This window comes from Pseudomonas sp. H11T01, assembly GCF_048515765.1.
In the GTDB taxonomy this organism is placed as follows: Bacteria; Pseudomonadota; Gammaproteobacteria; order Pseudomonadales; family Pseudomonadaceae; genus Aquipseudomonas.
This window is the reverse complement of record NZ_JBLYED010000029.1, coordinates 1-18,560: the sequence shown is the minus strand read 5'-3', so window position 1 is coordinate 18,560 and position 18,560 is coordinate 1. Positions and strand designations below refer to the sequence as shown.

Sequence of the window (18,560 nt, the reverse complement as noted above, 5' to 3'; positions counted from 1 at the left end):
TGCGTGACCCAGCCCCACCCCGCCGGGTGGGGCTTTTGCACATTTGGAGGAAAGTGATGAGTCTGGAAACCTGGCTGCTGTTCAGTAGCGCCGCACTGGTGGTAATCCTGATCCCGGGCCCCCTGTCTTTGTTGATGATCAGCAACAGTTTGAATTACGGCTTACGCCGCTCTTACCCGGCCTTTCTGGGTGGAGTGATTGCTTCGATCTGCCTGTTGAGCGCCTCGGCTTTGGGTCTTGGCGCCTTACTGTTGGCCTCGGAACAGCTGTTCAGCGCGCTGAAAATTGTAGGTGCGCTGTACCTGTTCTACCTCGCCTGGCAGAGCTGGCAGCAATCACGGCAGCCGGCCCACGCCACTGAAGTTCCGCAGGCCGCACCGGTTCCGCGCTTTCGCGCACTGTTTGGGCGCGCTTTTGTACTGGGCGCGAGCAATCCGAAAGACATTCTGTTTTTCGCTGCGTTTCTGCCGCAGTTCCTCAGCGCCGAGCAGCCGTTTCTCCCGCAGTTGCTGATCATGATCGCCACCTGGACCGTACTTGATCTGCTCTGCAAGCTGGCTTATGGCCTCGGCGCCCACGGCGCAGCGCGGTATCTACGCAGCGGCAAGGGCCAGAGCTGGTTCAACCGGATCAGTGCCGGGTTGTTCGGTGGCGCGGGCGCGGCCTCCCTGCTGAGCCGCTGAAGCTGGAAAAGCATCGTCGGAACGCCGCCTGGAGCAAGCTCGCTCCCACAGTTGATCTTCAGTGCACACAGTATTTGTGTTCGACGACGATCCAGTGTGAGAGCGGCGGTGCGGCGATCCGACTTGCTCGCGATGGCGCCCTCACCAACATCCAATTTCCCAGCAGACGAAAAAAAGCCCGCAGTGTGAGCGGGCGAAAGACCAAAGAAGCTTTTGCGCAGATTCGTGGGGGAGTCTAGCTTCCTCGGTAAGTCGAATAGCTGTAAGGCGAAATCAACAGGGGCACGTGATAGTGATCCTGCTCGGCCGAGATGCCGAAACGCAGCACCACCACATCCAGAAACGCCGGTTCAGGCAATTGAACGCCCTTGGTGCGGTAGTAGTCGCCTGCGTGGAATTGCAGTTGATAGACCCCGGAACGGTAGTCATCACCTTGCAGCAGCGGCGCGTCGCAACGGCCATCGTTGTTGGTCAGCGCGCTGGCGACCAGTTCCAGTTGCGTGCCTTCAACCCGGTACAACTCAACCTTGATCGAGCTGCCAGGGCAACCGTGTGCGGCATCCAAAACGTGTGTAGTCAAACGTCCCATTGATTCTGCGCGCCTGTCTGCAATCAAGCAGCAAGGCCTCGCGCCTCCCGGAGTCAGTTAAAAAGGAGACCGCACCGTTTCGGAGCACGAAAAAGCGCGGCGAGCGACTGATTAAGACACTTTTCAAAAAAATTGTACACAATAAAAATCACATATTTACCTTCGTCTCTATCAGCACTGAATTGGGTGTTAATTTACAGCCGCACCTTGAGATTAGCCGACCTCATATCTTTTAACTGACCGATCAGGCAGGTTTCTTGCAATCCCCCTTTTTGATGACAATCAGTGAAATTTGCGAAAATTCAGGCTTACAAAGTGACAATAAAGTTGTATACAATCACTCCATCGCTGTGACGCAAGCCTGTCATCTCACCGCCAGGCCGCCACACCACCCTTGTCATGAACAAGACACCACGAATAAGAAGGAAGACTGCAGTGAGCGCTGACTACCCACGCGACCTGATCGGTTACGGCAGTAACCCTCCTCACCCACACTGGCCGGGCAATGCCCGCATCGCCTTGTCCTTTGTGCTCAATTACGAAGAAGGCGGCGAGCGCAACATTCTGCACGGCGACAAAGAGTCGGAAGCCTTCCTCTCGGAAATGGTTTCGGCGCAGCCGCTGCAGGGTGAGCGCAACATGAGCATGGAATCCCTTTACGAGTATGGCAGCCGTGCCGGCGTCTGGCGGATCCTCAAACTGTTCAAAGAATTCGACATCCCACTGACCATCTTCGCTGTGGCCATGGCTGCCCAACGTCATCCAGACGTGATCCGCGCCATGGTTGAAGCCGGCCACGAGATCTGCAGCCACGGTTACCGCTGGATCGACTACCAGCACATGGACGAGGCGCAGGAACGCGAGCACATGCTCGAAGCGATCCGCATCCTCACCGAAATCAGCGGCGAGCGTCCGCTGGGCTGGTACACCGGCCGCACCGGGCCGAACACCCGTCGGCTGGTGATGGAAGAAGGCGGTTTCCTCTATGACTGCGATACCTACGACGACGACCTGCCGTACTGGGAACCGAACAACCCGACCGGCAAGCCGCACCTGGTGATCCCGTACACCCTCGACACCAACGACATGCGTTTCACCCAGGTGCAGGGTTTCAACAAGGGCGACGATTTTTACCAGTACCTGAAAGACGCCTTCGACGTGCTTTATGCCGAAGGCGCCGAATCGCCGAAGATGCTCTCCATCGGTTTGCACTGCCGGTTGATCGGCCGTCCGGCGCGCCTGGCCGCCCTCAAACGCTTTATCGAATACGCTAAAGGCCACGAACAGGTCTGGTTCAGCCGTCGGGTAGACATCGCCCGCCACTGGCACGAAACCCATCCTTACCAAGGGGGGACCTCGAAATGAGCACCTTTGCGACCCTCAAGCCATCGACCTTGAGCCGCGAGGCCTTCGTCGAAGCCTTCGCCGATATCTACGAACATTCGCCATGGGTAGCCGAAAAGGCTTTCGAACTGGGCCAGGACGCATCGATCGACCAGATCGAAACCCTGCACCAGCGCATGAGCGACATCCTGTTGAGTGCCGATCACGCCAGCCAGCTGGCACTGATCAACGCTCACCCGGACCTGGCCGGCAAAGCTGCCGTCCAGGGCCAGCTTACCGCAGCCAGCACTGAAGAACAGTCTGGCGCGGGTATTCACCAATGCACGGCCGAAGAGTTCCAGCGCTTCACCGAGCTGAACGAGGCCTACAAAGCCAAGTTCGCATTCCCTTTCATCATGGCGGTAAAAGGCAGCGACCGGCATCAGATCCTCGCAGCGTTCGAAACGCGCATCCACAACCCGGTGAACACCGAGTTCAAATGCGCGCTGGCGGAGATTAATAAGATCGCGTTGTTCCGATTACTGACCCTATAGCGACCCACGCCCGAGAAGCCTCATGAACGCTGACGTTTCCCTGGGCCTTGCGAGCATCCCCAGCCACTAATTTCAAGGCAGACAAAAAGAATGAAAGCTTACGCCGTACCTTTCGAGAAGTTCGTCAACCTGGCCGACGCCCGCCTGGGCACCAAAATCATCTCGGTCACCGATGACTGGTTCGCTGATGCCAACCGCCTGTTCCAGCCAACCCCGGCTGTGTGGAAGGAAGGCGTTTTCGATGACAACGGCAAGTGGATGGACGGCTGGGAGTCGCGGCGCAAGCGCTTCGAAGGCTATGACAGCGCGGTAATCCGCCTGGGCGTGCCTGGCTCGATCAAAGGCGTGGACATCGACACTTCATTCTTCACCGGCAACTTCCCGCCGTCTGCCTCCCTGGAAGCCTGCTTCCTGGCCGAAGGCGAGCCGACTGAAAACACCCAGTGGGTTGAAGTGCTGTCGGCAGTCGAGTTGCAAGGCAACAGCCATCACTTCCACGAGATCAATAACGATCAGGCCTTCAGCCACCTGCGCTTCAACATCTACCCGGATGGCGGCGTAGCGCGTCTGCGCGTATACGGCATTCCGTTCCGCGACTGGTCTGCGGTCGGCGACAACGAGCAGATCGATCTGGCAGCGGCCCTGAACGGCGGTCGCGCCCTCGCCTGCTCCGACGAACACTTCGGTCGCATGAGCAACATCCTCAACCCCGGTCGTGGCGTCAACATGGGCGACGGCTGGGAAACTGCACGTCGTCGTACGCCAGGCAATGACTGGGTGATCGTCGCCTTGGGTCATCCGGGCGTGATCGAGAAAGTCATCGTCGACACCCTGCACTTCAAGGGCAACTACCCCGACACCTGCTCGATCCAGGGCGCGTTCGTCAAGGGCGGCACCGACAGCCAGATCGAAACCCAGAGCTTGTTCTGGCGTGAACTGTTGCCCGCCCAAAAACTGGAAATGCACGCCGAACACACCTTCGCCGAGCAGATCAAAGCCCTTGGCCCGATCACCCACATCCGCCTGAACGTGTTCCCTGACGGTGGTGTGAGTCGCCTGCGGGTTCTCGGCAAGGTAGCGAAGTAACTGATGATCGTTCCCACGCTCTGCGTGGGAATGCAGCCCGTGACGCTCCGCGTCACAAAGCGGACGCGGAGCGTCCAGTGAGGCGTTCCCACGCAGAGCGTGGGAACGATCAATTCAAAAGATTAAGAAGACCAGCATGCGCACATTGATGATTGAACCGTTGACCAAAGAAGCCTTCGCCCCTTTCGGTGACGTGATCGAAACCGACGGTAGCGATCACTTCATGATCAACAATGGTTCGACCATGCGCTTCCATCGTCTGGCCGAGGTGCAAACTGCCACGCCGGACGACAAGGCGATCATCAGCATCTTCCGCGCCGAGGCGCAGGACATGCCGCTGACCGTTTGCATGCTGGAGCGCCATCCGCTGGGCAGCCAGGCTTTCATACCGCTGCTCGGCAACCCCTTTCTGATCGTGGTCGCGCCACTTGGCGATGAACCGGTATCAGGCTTGGTCCGCGCCTTCGTCACCAACGGCAGGCAGGGCATTAATTACCATCGCGGCGTTTGGCACCATCCGGTGCTAACGATCGAAAAGCGGGATGACTTCCTGGTGGTTGATCGCAGTGGCACAGGCAATAACTGCGATGAGCATTTTTTCAAAGAGGATGAGCGGTTGATCCTCGCCCCCCACCAATAAGAGAAGGTCTGATCACTCGACAACAGAGTGACAGGCGAGAGGTAAAGACTGTGGAAGCACATCTGTTGGAATGGCTGAACCTGAGCGTGCGCTGGGTTCATATGATCACTGGCGTCGCCTGGATCGGCGCTTCGTTCTACTTTGTCTGGCTGGAAAACAACCTCAACCGGGTCAACCCGAAAGAGGGGCTGGCCGGCGATTTGTGGGCGATCCACGGTGGCGGTATCTATCACCTGGAAAAATACAAACTGGCCCCACCGACCATGCCGGACAACCTGCACTGGTTCAAATGGGAGGCCTATTTCACCTGGATGTCGGGCGTTGCGCTGCTGTGCGTGGTGTTCTACTCCAACCCGACACTGTATCTACTGGCACCGGGCAGCAGCTTGAGCGGTCCTGAAGGCGTGCTGTTGGGCATTGGCTCGTTGTTCGTCGGCTGGTTCGTCTACTCCTTTCTGTGCGACTCGGCCCTGGGCAAACGCCCTGCCCTGCTCGGTCTGATCCTGTTCGTGCTGTTGATCGCCGCGGCGTATGGCTTCAGCAAAGTGTTCAGCGGTCGTGGTGCGTACCTGCATGTCGGCGCCATCATCGGCACCATCATGGTCGGTAACGTGTTCCGCATCATCATGCCGGCACAACGCGCGCTGGTCGCCGCCATCGCCGAGAACCGCACGCCCGATCCGGCGCTGCCGGCCAAAGGCCTGCTGCGTTCGCGGCACAACAACTACTTCACCTTGCCGGTGCTGTTCATCATGATCAGCAACCACTTCCCGAGCACCTATGGCAGCCAATACAACTGGCTGATCCTCGCTGGGATCGCGGTGCTGGCGGTGTTGGTGCGTCACTACTTCAATACCCGTCACAACAGCCACAAGTTCGCCTGGACCTTGCCTGTTGCGGCACTGGGCATGATCAGCCTGGCTTACGTGACCGGTCCGGCGCAGATGTCGAGCGCACCTGATGTGGCCAAGGCCCCGGCGAAGATCGAGTATCAGCCGATTCCTGAAACAGCCATCAGTGGCGCCAAACCTGAAGCGACACCAGCAACACCTGCTGCGGCACCGGCGCAAGCTTCAACTGCCAACGCCAGCGGCCCGGACTTCAACAAAGTTCACAGCGTGATTCAGGAACGCTGCGCCGTGTGCCATTCGGCCAAGCCGACCAGCCCACTGTTCAGTGCAGCTCCCGCCGGTGTGATGTTCGATACCCCGCAGCAGATCCAACAACTGGCACCGAGGATTCAGGCCCAGGCCGTCGCCTCTCAGATCATGCCGCTGGGCAACATCACGCAGATGACCCAGCAGGAACGTGACCTGATCGGCGCCTGGATTGCCCAGGGAGCCAGGACTAACTGAGACCCTGTGGCGAACGGGCTTCGACCAGTTAAGAGGTTAAGCGAACCGGAGCAGCTGGCGAAGCCTGCGTCCGGCTACGCAGTAGTCGTAAAACCAAGCACTGCGGTATTCCAGACAAACCGTGGAACCAGGGATTACGACTGCGGCGCAGCCGGACGCAGCCTTCGGCAGCTGCTACGAGAGACCGTGCTGAACCTGAAACACCTAACTCCAACACACCCATAACAGACGGACCTGGCTGCACGCCAGGTCGCAGTCAGCGGCTGTCTGCGCCTTAACAATAAAAATAATAAGGAGCAACACGATGAAGCGAACACACTCCAGCCTGCTGCGCAGCAGCGGACTGCTTCTCAAGGCGTACGCCTGAGATGGCCCGCAACCGTGCCCCAATGTTGTCGCAGGTGCTCTGTTCCGGGGCACTTGAGCCGCGTCGCGCGAGCCAGTATTCTCCGCGGCCGCCCGAATCTGCTCTAAAAAAAACTCCAGATTTAAAACCTGACCAAAAAGCCAACTTATCCCGGCACTGGTTAGTCCCGAGGCCAACCCAAACCAACTCTCAATCGACTGTTTTCAGGCAGCCGAGCGGGAGTTTTTTTGTTTCTTTCGCCTTGGCTCAGCTCTTGCTAACAGCAGTAAAGCTGACCGATTGGATGACTTTTACCGCAACGATAAAAGGCGCCACACCAGAGCGCCAACTTTTAAAAAAACGTGGATCAACCTACTTTAGGAGCAACCGAATGAAACGTACGTGTACAAGCCTGATGCTTGCCGGATCCTTGCTGGCTGGGGGCCAAGCCATGGCCGGCGATCTGCTGCAATGGCAGAACAACAGCCTGACCTATCTCTACGGCAAAGACTTTAAAATCAACCCGAGTATCCAGCAAACCGTGACCTTCGAGCACGCCGATGCCTGGAAATACGGGGACAACTTCCTGTTCATCGACAAGATTTTCTACAACGGCAAACCTGACGCCTACGTCGGCAATAACACCTACTATGGTGAGTTCAGCCCGCGTCTGTCGTTCGGTAAAATCTTCGACCAGAAACTCGAATTCGGCCCGATCAAGGACGTCCTGCTGGCCATGACCTACGAGACCGGTGAAGGCGATGTCAACTCCTACCTGATCGGTCCGGGCTTCGACCTGGCCATTCCTGGTTTCGATTACTTCCAGCTGAACTTCTACAATCGCCATACCGACGACAAACGACCGGGTAACAACATCTGGCAGATCACCCCGGTCTGGTCCTACACCATCCCGGTGGGCAACTCCAGCGTGCTGATCGACGGTTTCATGGACTGGGTGGTCGACAACGACAAGAACAGCCAAGGCACCTACCACGCCAACCTGCACTTCAACCCACAGATCAAGTACGACTTGGGCAAAGCCTTGCACTGGGGCGAGAAGCAGTTGTACGTCGGTGTCGAGTACGACTACTGGAAGAACAAGTACGCCATCCAAGACACGAAAGACTTCACAACCAATCAGAGCGCCACGAGCTTGCTGGTGAAGTACCACTTCTGATTGATAGTGCCGATCTATGATCGTTGATCGTTCCCACGCGCAGCAAAGGAATGCCGCCGCGGACGCTCCGCGTCCATCTTCGGCAGTGACGCGGAGCGTCACAGGATGTATTCCCACGCAGAGCGTGGGAACGATCTTCGAGACAATAAACATCGAACAACCCGATAACAACCCCGCAAAATTCGCAACCATTGATCAATCCGCTTGGCATAGCATGTCGCCATTCACACTTGATCAGGAGTTGCACTGATGACTCAATTTCGCAAAGTACTGAGCATTCATACCGGCCAGCCCGCATCCGACGGTGCTGGGGTGAAACTGACCCGGGTTTTCGGTGGCCAGGGCGTCGAGCGTTTCGATCCCTTCCTGATGCTCGATGAATTTGGCTCGGAAAATCCTGACGATTACATCGCCGGCTTCCCACCGCATCCCCACCGTGGTTTTGAAACCGTGACCTACATGCTCGAAGGTCGCATGCGCCACGAAGACCATCTGGGCAATGTCGGCCTGCTGGAGGGCGGCGGCGTGCAATGGATGACCGCGGCAAAGGGCATCATTCACAGTGAAATGCCGGAGCAGGAAGAAGGCGTGATGCGCGGTTTCCAGCTGTGGCTGAACCTGCCGGGTAAACACAAACTCGACACCGCCAGCTATCGGGATATTCAGCCGGCAGATATCCCACGGGTGAAAACCGCAGAGGGTGTCGAGGTGGTGGTGATCGCCGGTCAGTTCGATGACGGTCAGATTCAACAAACCGGTGCAGTCCTGCGTCCGGATACCGAGCCTCATTACTTTGACTTCCATCTGCCAGCGGGCGGTCGCATCAGCCCTCGCCTGCCCGACGGCCATCGTGCGCTGCTGTATGTTTACGAAGGCCAGGTGGAGCTGCCGGGACAGGCGCAAAGTGTCGGCGCCAGTAAGCTGATTCGGCTCTCGGATGAAGGTGAGTTGCAACTGAGCAGCCCGTCAGGTGCGAAGGTGCTGCTGATCGCCGGCAAGCCCCTGGGCGAGCCGATCGTGCAATACGGGCCATTCGTGATGAACACTCGGGAAGAGATCGAACAGGCACTGCGGGATTTTCGGGATGATCGGTTGACCGCCTGACAAACATTTTGCGGTGCCAATCAGGTCCCCATCGCGAGCAAGCCCGCTCCCACACTGGATTGAAGGTGTGCCACCCATTTGTGGCACAGCGCATATCTAATGTGGGAGCGGGCTTGCTCGCGATTGCAGCACTACAGATTTCAAGGCAACGTGGCAAACACCGGCAATCCCAAAAACCGGCACAACTCCTCGCGCTTGGCCAAGGCATCGCGACGACCAAGTTCGATCAGTTCGCTGCAATACCCCGACTCGAACAGCAAATAGCTGAGGACCCCCGCACCACTGGTCTTGGTCGCACCCGGCCCGCGCAGGAACAATCGCAAGGCGGCCGGCAATTCTTGCCGATGCCGCGCAGCGATTTCATCGATCGGCTGGCTAGGGGCAATCACCAATACATCCACCGGTGTCACCCCAAGACTGCGGCTCGGCACTCCCGCTGGCAGCAAATGGCTGAATTGATTCAGACGCTGAAGCAACTCAATGTCACTTTCCAGGCTGTCAATGAAGGTACTGTTGAGCATGTGCCCACCGATCTGCGCCAGCGTCGGCTGTTGCCCGGTGTACGTGCGCTGCAACGGATTCTGAGGGTCGAACCCTCGAGGGTTACCGCTGACCCCGACCACCAGCACCCGACTTGCCCCCAGGTGCAATGCCGGACTGATCGGCGCGGACTGACGCACAGCACCGTCACCAAAATATTCCGGCCCGATTTTGACCGGAGCGAACAACAACGGGATCGCTGAACTGGCCAGCAAGTGTTCGACCGTCAGTTGAGTCGGCACGCCGATACGCCGATGACGTAGCCAGGCCTCAATAGTGCCGCTGCCTTGGTAGAAGGTTACCGCCTGGCCGGACTCATAGCCGAAAGCCGTGACCGCCACCGCCTGCAATTGCTTTTGCCGGATGGCTTCGTCGATCCCGGACAAATGAAGCTTGCGGTTCAACAAACGCCGTAACGGCGAGCTATTGATCAGCGCCACCGGCACGTGAGCGCCCAGCCCCAGCAAGCTATGCCCGACAAACCGAGTGGCCTGGCTGATCACCCCCGGCCAATCGCTGCGCATCACCTGACGGCTGCGAAAGCCTTGCCAGAACTCCGTCAGCCGATAGATCGCACCAGCGAAATCCATCGCCCCACTGGCCAGGCTGACCGCATTGATCGCGCCGGCAGAAGTGCCAACGATCACCGGAAACGGGTTCGGTGCACCCGCTGGCAACAACTCGGCAATCGCCGCCAACACCCCTACCTGATATGCCGCCCGAGCCCCACCGCCGGAAAGAATCAAACCTGTGACCGGTTCAGCTGAACTCATCGCAACACTCCATGGCGCTTGGGGACAATCAATCTAACGGTATTGCGTCAGCCACGTTTCTCATACAACTTCGGCTCACCTGGCGGCCGGCTCTTGAAGCGTCGATGGGCCCAGAGATATTGCTCTGGACATTCGCGCAGCGCCCCCTCGACCCACTGGTTGATCCGCAGACAATCGGCCTCTTCACTCTCCCCCGGGAACTGCGTCATCGGCGGATGGATGACCAAGCGGTAACCGCTGCCATCGGCCAGACGTTCCTGGGTAAAAGGCACCACCAGCGCTTTACCCAGTCGAGCGAACTTACTGGTGGCGGTGACCGTCGCCGCCTGAATGCCGAATAGCGGCACGAACAGGCTTTGCTTGGCGCCGTAGTCCTGATCCGGCGCATACCAGATCGCGCGGCCGGCACGCAGCAGCTTGAGCATGCCGCGCACGTCATCGCGCTCCACCGCTAGGGAATCGAGGTTGTGCCGCTCGCGACCACGGCGCTGAATAAAGTCGAATAACAGGTTCTTATGCTCGCGGTACATGCCGTCGATGGTGTGCTGCTGACCGAGCAAGGCCGCGCCGACTTCCAGCGTGGTGAAATGCAGGGCCATCAGGATCACGCCCTTGCCCTCGCGCTGGGCTTGCTTGAGATGCTCCAGCCCTTCGACATGGGCCAGGCGCGCCAGACGCGGTTTGGACCACCACCAACTCATGGCCATTTCGAAAAAGGCGATGCCGGTGGAGGCGAAGTTCTCCTTGAGCAGCCGTTTACGCTCGGCGGCGGACTTTTCCGGGAAACACAGCTCCAGGTTGCGCCTGGCAATGCGCCGTCGGTCGCCGGCCACCCGATACATCAATGCACCCAGAGCGCGACCGATCTTCAGCAGCACCGGATACGGCAACTGAACGATCAGCCACAGCAGGCCGAGGCCAAACCACAGTGGCCAGAAACGCGGAAGAAAAAATGCAGCTCGAAAACGCGGGCGATCCATTACAGATTCCGGACAGACAACAAGGTCGCGCATTCTACAACGGTTCGACCCGGGTTGCGGCCCGCGGGCGTTCTCGCTATAAGTCTCGGCACTTTTAGTGACAAGCCGTTTAATGCCGACCATGAGCCAAACCGAACCGCTAGACCAAGATCCTGTGTTCCAGTTGAAGGGCAGCATGCTCGCCATTACGGTGCTGGAACTGGCCCGCAATGACCTCGAAGGCCTCGATCGCCAGCTGGCCGCGAAGGTCGCCCAAGCGCCGAACTTCTTCAGCAATGCCCCGCTGGTGCTGGCCCTGGACAAACTGCCGGCCACCGAAGGCGCCGTCGACCTGCCTGGTCTGATGCGCATCTGCCGCCAGCATGGCCTGCGCACGCTGGCCATCCGCGCCAGCCGCATCGAAGACATCGCCGCCGCCATTGCGGTGGATCTTCCGGTGTTGCCACCGTCCGGTGCTCGGGAGCGTCCGCTCGATCCGCACGAAGGCGAGAAGAAAAAACCGGAAAAACCGCCGGAACCGACCATTAAACCAACCAAAATCATCACCTCGCCCGTACGCGGCGGGCAGCAAATTTACGCCCAGGGTGGCGATCTGGTGGTGGTTTCCTCGGTCAGTCCCGGCGCGGAACTTCTCGCCGATGGCAACATCCATGTATACGGTCCCATGCGCGGTCGCGCCCTGGCTGGGGTCAAGGGCGACACCAAGGCCAGAATTTTTTGTCAGCAATTGAGTGCCGAACTGGTGTCGATCGCCGGCCAATACAAGGTTTCCGAAGACTTACGCCGCGATCCGCTATGGGGCTCCGGCGTTCAGGTCAGCCTGTCGGGTGACGTGTTGAACATCACTCGTCTTTAACGGATACTGCCGCATTTTCCAAGCATCTCTAAAACGTAGCGAAAACGGCTCAAACGAAGTAGGAAATCGGCGAAAAGCAGGCTTTACCGAAGGTAAACCCGCTTCAAACCGAATTTCAGCCAAGGCTGTTCGACTGCAGTAGTTTTCAAGAGATGTTTTTCAGGGGCTAAAAGTCCTTTTTCCTTAGGGGTGAAACACCTTGGCCAAGATTCTCGTGGTTACATCCGGCAAGGGTGGTGTGGGTAAGACCACCACCAGCGCCGCTATCGGTACCGGCCTCGCTCTGCGCGGTCACAAAACAGTCATCGTCGACTTCGACGTCGGTTTGCGTAACCTCGACCTGATCATGGGCTGTGAACGCCGCGTGGTGTACGACTTCGTCAACGTGGTCAACGGCGAAGCGAACCTGCAGCAAGCCCTGATCAAAGACAAACGTCTGGAAAACCTCTACGTGCTGGCCGCAAGCCAGACGCGTGACAAAGAAGCGTTGACCAAAGACGGCGTCGAAAAAGTTCTGATGGAACTCAAACAGACCTTCGAATACGTCGTCTGCGACTCACCTGCAGGCATCGAGACCGGCGCTCACCTGGCCATGTACTTCGCTGATGAAGCGATCATCGTGACCAACCCGGAAGTGTCCTCGGTACGTGACTCCGACCGCATGCTGGGCCTGCTGGCCAGCAAATCGCGCCGCGCTGAAAAAGGCGAAGAGCCGATCAAGGAACACTTGCTGCTGACCCGCTACAACCCGGAGCGTGTGAGCAAGGGCGAAATGCTCGGCGTCGAAGACGTCAAAGACATTCTCGCGGTGGCCCTGCTGGGTGTCATCCCGGAATCCCAAGCGGTACTCAAGGCTTCGAACCAGGGCGTGCCTGTGATCCTCGACGACCAAAGCGACGCCGGTCAGGCGTACAGCGATGCCGTCGATCGTCTTCTGGGCAAAACCGTGGAGCATCGTTTCCTCGATGCACAGAAGAAGGGATTCTTCGAGCGCCTGTTTGGAGGCAATTAAACAATGAACATTTTTGACTTCTTTCGTGCCACCAAAAAGGTAAATACCGCGTCGGTCGCGAAAGAGCGTCTACAGATCATCGTGGCGCACGAACGCGGCCAACGCACCACCCCGGATTACCTGCCAGCCTTGCAGAAGGAATTGGTCGAGGTGATACGCAAGTACGTCAATATCGGGTCCGACGACGTGCAAGTCGCTCTGGAAAACCAGGGCAGCTGCTCGATTCTGGAACTCAATATCACCCTGCCTGATCGCTGATCGATCCAGCTGGAGCCACGGCGGCTCAGGTTCCTTCTGCCCGTTGTAGGAGCCGAGCTTGCTCGCGATAGAATCAACCCGGTGTTCCAGATTCACCGAGTTGCCTGCATCGCGAGCAAGCTCGGCTCCTACAGAGGGGTTTGAAGGGCCTGAGTCGCCGTTGGCGTTTGTTACGAGGCTGTTTTAATGCCGTTGTCGAATATCCGTATCATCCATCAGGACGCCGCCGTTCTGGTGGTGGACAAGCCTACCCTGCTGCTTTCCGTGCCCGGCCGGGCCGATGACAACAAGGACTGCCTGATCACCCGCCTGCAAGAAAACGGCTACCCGGAAGCGCGAATCGTCCATCGCCTGGACTGGGAAACCTCCGGCATCATCCTGCTGGCTCGTGATCCTGACACTCACCGCGAGTTGTCTCGGCAATTTCACGACCGCGAAACCGAAAAAGCCTACACCGCTCTCTGCTGGGGCCAACCGGAACTGGACAGCGGTAGCATCGACTTGCCGCTGCGCTATGACCCACCGACCAAACCACGGCATGTGGTGGACCATGAGTTCGGCAAAAACGCGCTGACTTTCTGGCGCGTGCTGGAGCGTTGCGGCGATTGGTGCAGGGTTGAACTGACGCCGATCACCGGCCGTTCGCACCAATTGCGCGTGCACATGCTCTCCATCGGCCACCCGCTGCTGGGTGACGGGCTCTACGCCCACCCGCAAGCCCTGGCCGCCTGGCCACGGTTGTGTCTGCACGCGAGCATGCTCAGCTTCACTCACCCGCAAAGTGGCGAACGTCTGCGTTTCGAGTGCCCGGCACCGTTTTAAAGCGTGAAGACGATCTACTGTGGGAGCGGGCTTGCTCGCGATAGCGGACTGTCAGGCAGCATGAGTGTTGAATGTAAGACCCTCATCGCGAGCAAGCCCGCTCCCACAAGGTCTGCGCTAGCCCCAATTTCTCAGTCAATACGGTAAACTCCCGCCACTGCTGTCTGGAGTTACTTATGCGCGAAGAGTTGAACCAAGGCCTGATCGACTTCCTCAAGGCCTCCCCTACCCCGTTTCATGCCACTGCCAGCCTTGTTCAGCGCCTGGAAGCGGCGGGTTATCAGCGCCTTGATGAGCGCGAGCCCTGGACCACTGAAACCAATGGTCGCTACTACGTTACCCGTAACGACTCCTCTATCGTCGCGTTCAAGCTCGGCCGGCACTCGCCGCTGCACGGCGGTATTCGCATGGTGGGGGCGCACACCGACAGCCCGTGCCTGCGCGTAAAACCGCAGCCTGAACTGCAACGCCAGGGCTTCTGGCAACTGGGTGTCGAAGTCTATGGCGGCGCCCTGCTCGCCCCGTGGTTCGATCGTGATCTGTCCCTGGCCGGTCGCGTGACCTTCCGCCGTGACGGCAAGGTCGAGAGCCAGTTGATCGACTTCAAACTGCCGATCGCCACTATCCCCAACCTGGCGATTCACCTCAATCGCGAAGCCAACCTTGGCTGGGCAATCAACGCCCAAACCGAACTGCCACCGATCCTCGCGCAGTTTGCCGGCGATGAGCGCGTGGACTTCCGCGCCGTATTGACCGACCAGCTGGCTCGGGAACATGGCCTGAACGCCGACGTGGTGCTCGATTACGAGCTGAGTTTCTACGACACCCAAAGCGCCGCGATCATCGGCCTGCATGGCGACTTCATCGCTGGCGCACGCCTGGACAACCTGCTGTCCTGCTACGCCGGCCTGCAAGCCTTGCTCACCGCCGAGACCGACGAAACCTGCGTACTGGTCTGCAATGATCATGAAGAAGTCGGCTCTTGCTCCGCCTGTGGCGCCGATGGCCCGATGCTTGAGCAAACCCTGCGCCGCTTGCTGCCAGAAGGCGACGAGTTCGTACGGACCATTCAGAAATCGCTGCTGGTCTCGGCCGACAATGCCCACGGCGTACATCCGAACTACGCCGACAAACACGACGCCAACCACGGCCCGAAACTCAATGCCGGCCCGGTGATCAAGGTCAACAGCAACCAGCGCTACGCCACCAACAGCGAAACCGCGGGCTTCTTCCGCCATCTGTGCATGGCTGAAGAAGTGCCGGTGCAAAGCTTCGTGGTGCGCAGCGACATGGCCTGTGGCTCGACCATCGGCCCGATCACCGCCAGCCACCTTGGGGTGCGCACGGTGGACATCGGCCTGCCGACCTTTGCCATGCATTCCATCCGTGAACTGTGCGGCAGCCATGACCTGGCGCATCTGGTGAAAGTGCTCAGTGCGTTCTACGCCAGCCGCGATTTGCCGTAAGCCACGCATGTCGAGACCAGGGCGCCCGACGGCGCCCTGATTCACTTCTGAAACACACCAACCCAGGATACGAGAAAGCCACCTAGACTTGGTTCATCCCCTTCGACAAGGCAGTCGCCATGATCTCGATGTCTGCGTTCCACTCCATGCTCATTCCGATCCTGGCAGGCATGATCCTGCTGGCCATTGGTTTCAACTTCCGCGATAAAAACGCTGGCATCTTCAGTATGTGGATCGGCATGCTGCTGATTCTCGCCACCGTGGTTTTCAAAATCCTCGCCAAACTCAACGAATAAAAGCACTCGGTGCGCTCGCATTGGTTTTAAGTGCCTCGTACACTCGGTCGATCCGCACTTCTCGAGGTTGACCGCCTAGTGTTCGCTCGTCTTTTCGCCCTGCCCTCTTGTCTCCTCATCTGCCTGTTGATGCTGCTCCCTATCGTTCCAGCCCAGGCTGTCGGTCTGCCAAGTCTGCTCAACAGCTCGGCGAAAACCCAGCCGCAGGCAGAGGAACCCCTTGGGCAATCACTGGATGAAGTCATCAAGTCGCTGGAGAACGACCAGCAACGCGCGAAACTGCTGACCGACCTGAAGAAACTTCGCGACGCCACCAAAAAGGCCCAACCCGCTACCGAAGAAGGTGTGCTCGGGTTGATCGGCGGCACATTGGCCAGTTTCGAGAAGCAGTTCTCCGGCGCCGACAGCCCCATCACCCTGTGGTCAGAGGAGTTCGATCTGGCCCAGGACGAACTGGTGGCATTGATGTTGCCGGCCAGCGAATGGCTGCCCATTATTTTCGGGTTTGCCTTGATTCTGATGCTCTGGAGCCTGCTGGCGGCTGCGCTGATCTGGCTCAGCCATCGGGTGCGGTTGCGCTTCGGTCTCACCGAAGAATTACCGCAACATCCCAAGACCTGGGACATGCTGCGCTTTGCCTTGCGCAAGCTGGGTCCTTGGCTGATCGCGCTATTGATCACTGTCTACATGAGTTACGCCCTGCCTTCGTCACTGGGTAAAGACCTGGCGATGGTGCTGGCTTACGCACTGGTGGTCGGCACCTGTTTTTCGGCGGTCTGCGTAGTGGCGTTTTCCGTGCTCGACGGCCCACACCGGCACCGTGCGTTGTACATCCTTCGGCATCAGGCCTTCCGCCTGCTGTGGCTGATCGGCAGCTTTGCCGCCTTCGGCGAAGCCTTGAACGACCCACGTCTGGTGGCCAGTCTGGGCAGCCATCTGGCGCATACCGCCGCGACCTTCGCCAATGTGCTGGCGGCGCTGTCCACCGGGATGTTCATCCTGCGTTTCCGGCGGCCGATCGCACATTTGATCCGCAACCAGCCGTTGTCACGACGCCTGACCCGTCGTGCCCTAAGCGACACCATCGATATTCTCGGAACCTTCTGGTACTTGCCAGCACTGGTGCTGGTGGCGATTTCGCTGTTCGCCACGTTCGTCTCGGCCGGCGATACCAGCACCGCGCTGCGCCAGTCACTCATCTGCACCGTGCTGCTGGTGTTGTGCATGGTGATCAACGGGCTGGTACGCCGCCATGCGCTCAAACCCCATCGCGGGCACAAACGCCATGCGCTGTATTCGGAACGTCTTAAGAGTTTCTTCTATACCCTCGCGCATCTGGTGGTGTGGCTGACGTTTATCGAGCTCGGGCTACGCGTCTGGGGCATGTCGCTGATCCGCTTTACTGAAGGCGAAGGTCACGAAATCAGCGTCAAACTGTTCAGCCTCGGCGGCACGCTGATCTTCGCCTGGCTGATCTGGATCCTCAGCGACACCGCCGTGCATCACGCCCTGACCCGCTCACGCAAAGGCCTGGCCAATGCCCGCGCGCAAACCATGATGCCGCTGATCCGCAACGTGCTATTCGTGGCGATTTTCATCATTGCGTTGATCGTCGCACTGGCAAACATGGGCATGAACGTCACCCCACTGCTGGCCGGTGCCGGGGTAATCGGTCTGGCCATCGGTTTCGGCGCCCAGTCGCTGGTCGCTGACCTGATCACTGGCTTGTTCATCATCATCGAAGATTCCCTGGCCATCGACGACTACGTGGACGTCGGCGGCCACCTCGGCACCGTCGAGGGCCTGACCATCCGCACCGTGCGCCTGCGGGACATCGACGGTATCGTCCACACGATTCCGTTCAGCGAAATCAAAAGCATCAAGAACTACTCGCGCGAATTCGGCTACGCGATCTTCAGGGTGGCGGTTCCCTACAACATGGAAATCGACGACGCGATCAAACTGATGCGCGAGGTCGGGCAGAAAATGCGTACGGATCCGTTGCAACGTCGCAATATCTGGTCACCGCTGGAGATTCAGGGTGTGGAGAGTTTCGAGTCCGGTAGCGCGATTTTGCGGGCGCGTTTCAAGACTGCACCGATCAAACAATGGGAGGTTTCCCGGGCGTTCAATTTGTCGCTCAAGCGGCATCTGGATGAGGCTGGGCTGGATTTGGCGACACCACGCATGAGTGTTCAGGTGGTGACGGCGGGGGGTGGGTTGGAGAAGGAGTGAGGCTGCCGGGTGCCAGGTTGGACCTGCTTTGACAGTGTACTTATCCGTTTCTGGGTAATGGCTGCCGGTGATTTTTACCGAGTACATATCCATTTCTGCGGTAACGGCTACTTAGGGTTTCGCCCTTACGGCGAGGCACTTTTGTCAAACGCCGGGCTTTGGCTTTTGACTGTGATCTTGATCCACCCGCCCCTTCGGCAGGCCGAGTGGAGGTGTTCATCAGGGGGTTGGCGCGTAGCGCCGTCAGCGAAGCTGACTCCGCCGCATTGCGGCGCCCCATGATGGACGCCGGAGCGAGGGAACACCGAGCCTTGGCGAGGTGCCGTACGCTCGGGGCGAAGACCTAATGAGATGGTCAGCCCGGTGAGAACCTCGGCGAGTCTAAACTTGCCGAGGCTCTCTCTTTACCGAAGGAGGATCTCTCATGAACACCGTAACGCTTCTGGGTATCGACATCGGCAAAAA

General features: G+C 58.7%; 18 protein-coding genes. 15 read left to right on the top strand and 3 right to left on the bottom strand.

Features of this window, described 5'->3' with window-relative positions; genetic code table 11:
• Positions 1-56 precede the first annotated feature (56 nt).
• Positions 57-683: a LysE family translocator gene (locus tag ACN1C3_RS27690; protein ID WP_419118913.1), complete on the top strand. Its 627-nt coding sequence runs from the start codon at positions 57-59 to the stop codon at positions 681-683.
• A gap of 235 nt (positions 684-918) precedes the next feature.
• Here the strand turns inward: ACN1C3_RS27690 and uraH are convergent, their stop codons facing one another.
• The gene (gene uraH, locus ACN1C3_RS27685; RefSeq protein WP_419118912.1) at positions 919-1,272 is read right to left on the bottom strand and encodes a hydroxyisourate hydrolase; all 354 of its coding nucleotides are present in this window, start codon (positions 1,270-1,272) and stop codon (positions 919-921) included.
• 435 nt (positions 1,273-1,707) lie between these two features.
• On the opposite strand from uraH, the gene puuE reads away from it, so the two are divergent.
• From puuE to ACN1C3_RS27650, 7 genes are all read left to right on the top strand, one after another.
• Positions 1,708-2,637: an allantoinase PuuE gene (gene puuE, locus ACN1C3_RS27680; protein WP_419118911.1), complete on the top strand. Its 930-nt coding sequence runs from the start codon at positions 1,708-1,710 to the stop codon at positions 2,635-2,637.
• Positions 2,634-3,149: a 2-oxo-4-hydroxy-4-carboxy-5-ureidoimidazoline decarboxylase gene (gene uraD, locus ACN1C3_RS27675; RefSeq protein WP_419118910.1), complete on the top strand. Its 516-nt coding sequence runs from the start codon at positions 2,634-2,636 to the stop codon at positions 3,147-3,149. Before puuE ends, uraD begins: the two co-directional genes overlap by 4 nt.
• A gap of 90 nt (positions 3,150-3,239) precedes the next feature.
• Positions 3,240-4,235 (top strand): allantoicase, encoded by a 996-nt coding sequence (gene alc, locus ACN1C3_RS27670; RefSeq protein WP_419118909.1) that lies wholly within the window; start codon positions 3,240-3,242, stop codon positions 4,233-4,235.
• A 136-nt stretch (positions 4,236-4,371) separates the two neighbouring features.
• Positions 4,372-4,875: an ureidoglycolate lyase gene (locus ACN1C3_RS27665; RefSeq protein ID WP_419118908.1), complete on the top strand. Its 504-nt coding sequence runs from the start codon at positions 4,372-4,374 to the stop codon at positions 4,873-4,875.
• 50 nt (positions 4,876-4,925) lie between these two features.
• A complete protein-coding gene (locus ACN1C3_RS27660; protein WP_419118907.1) occupies positions 4,926-6,230 on the top strand; it encodes a urate hydroxylase PuuD in 1,305 nt (434 codons plus the stop codon).
• Positions 6,231-6,967: 737 nt separating this feature from the next.
• Positions 6,968-7,753: an outer membrane protein OmpK gene (locus tag ACN1C3_RS27655; RefSeq protein ID WP_419118906.1), complete on the top strand. Its 786-nt coding sequence runs from the start codon at positions 6,968-6,970 to the stop codon at positions 7,751-7,753.
• A 249-nt stretch (positions 7,754-8,002) separates the two neighbouring features.
• The gene (locus ACN1C3_RS27650; RefSeq protein ID WP_419118905.1) at positions 8,003-8,857 is read left to right on the top strand and encodes a pirin family protein; all 855 of its coding nucleotides are present in this window, start codon (positions 8,003-8,005) and stop codon (positions 8,855-8,857) included.
• Positions 8,858-8,997: 140 nt separating this feature from the next.
• Here ACN1C3_RS27650 and ACN1C3_RS27645 read toward each other — a convergent pair whose 3' ends face one another.
• Together ACN1C3_RS27645 and ACN1C3_RS27640 are read right to left on the bottom strand one after the other, a co-directional pair.
• Positions 8,998-10,170, bottom strand: coding sequence for a patatin-like phospholipase family protein (locus ACN1C3_RS27645; RefSeq protein WP_419118904.1), 1,173 nt, complete (start codon positions 10,168-10,170; stop codon positions 8,998-9,000).
• Positions 10,171-10,217: 47 nt separating this feature from the next.
• Positions 10,218-11,150 carry a lipid A biosynthesis lauroyl acyltransferase gene (locus ACN1C3_RS27640; RefSeq protein WP_419118903.1) on the bottom strand — a complete coding sequence of 311 codons (933 nt, stop codon included), beginning with the start codon at positions 11,148-11,150 and terminating at the stop codon, positions 10,218-10,220.
• A 121-nt stretch (positions 11,151-11,271) separates the two neighbouring features.
• Here ACN1C3_RS27640 and minC point away from each other — a divergent pair, with 121 nt between their 5' ends.
• The 7 genes from minC to ACN1C3_RS27605 all read left to right on the top strand — a co-directional run bounded on the left by minC (position 11,272) and on the right by ACN1C3_RS27605 (position 18,095).
• Positions 11,272-12,006 carry a septum site-determining protein MinC gene (gene minC, locus ACN1C3_RS27635; protein ID WP_419118902.1) on the top strand — a complete coding sequence of 245 codons (735 nt, stop codon included), beginning with the start codon at positions 11,272-11,274 and terminating at the stop codon, positions 12,004-12,006.
• A 199-nt stretch (positions 12,007-12,205) separates the two neighbouring features.
• Entirely contained in the window at positions 12,206-13,018 is an 813-nt protein-coding gene (gene minD, locus ACN1C3_RS27630) for a septum site-determining protein MinD (RefSeq protein ID WP_419118901.1), read from the top strand.
• Between the two features lie 3 nt (positions 13,019-13,021).
• Positions 13,022-13,276, top strand: a complete 255-nt coding sequence (gene minE / locus ACN1C3_RS27625) for a cell division topological specificity factor MinE (protein WP_419118900.1) — start codon at positions 13,022-13,024, stop codon at positions 13,274-13,276.
• 186 nt (positions 13,277-13,462) lie between these two features.
• Positions 13,463-14,098, top strand: a complete 636-nt coding sequence (locus ACN1C3_RS27620) for an RluA family pseudouridine synthase (RefSeq protein ID WP_007928667.1) — start codon at positions 13,463-13,465, stop codon at positions 14,096-14,098.
• Between the two features lie 176 nt (positions 14,099-14,274).
• Positions 14,275-15,564: a M18 family aminopeptidase gene (locus tag ACN1C3_RS27615; protein ID WP_419118899.1), complete on the top strand. Its 1,290-nt coding sequence runs from the start codon at positions 14,275-14,277 to the stop codon at positions 15,562-15,564.
• A gap of 119 nt (positions 15,565-15,683) precedes the next feature.
• Positions 15,684-15,860, top strand: a complete 177-nt coding sequence (locus ACN1C3_RS27610; protein ID WP_419118898.1) for a hypothetical protein — start codon at positions 15,684-15,686, stop codon at positions 15,858-15,860.
• A gap of 78 nt (positions 15,861-15,938) precedes the next feature.
• Positions 15,939-18,095 (top strand): mechanosensitive ion channel domain-containing protein, encoded by a 2,157-nt coding sequence (locus tag ACN1C3_RS27605; protein WP_419118897.1) that lies wholly within the window; start codon positions 15,939-15,941, stop codon positions 18,093-18,095.
• The last annotated feature ends 465 nt before the right edge of the window (positions 18,096-18,560 follow it).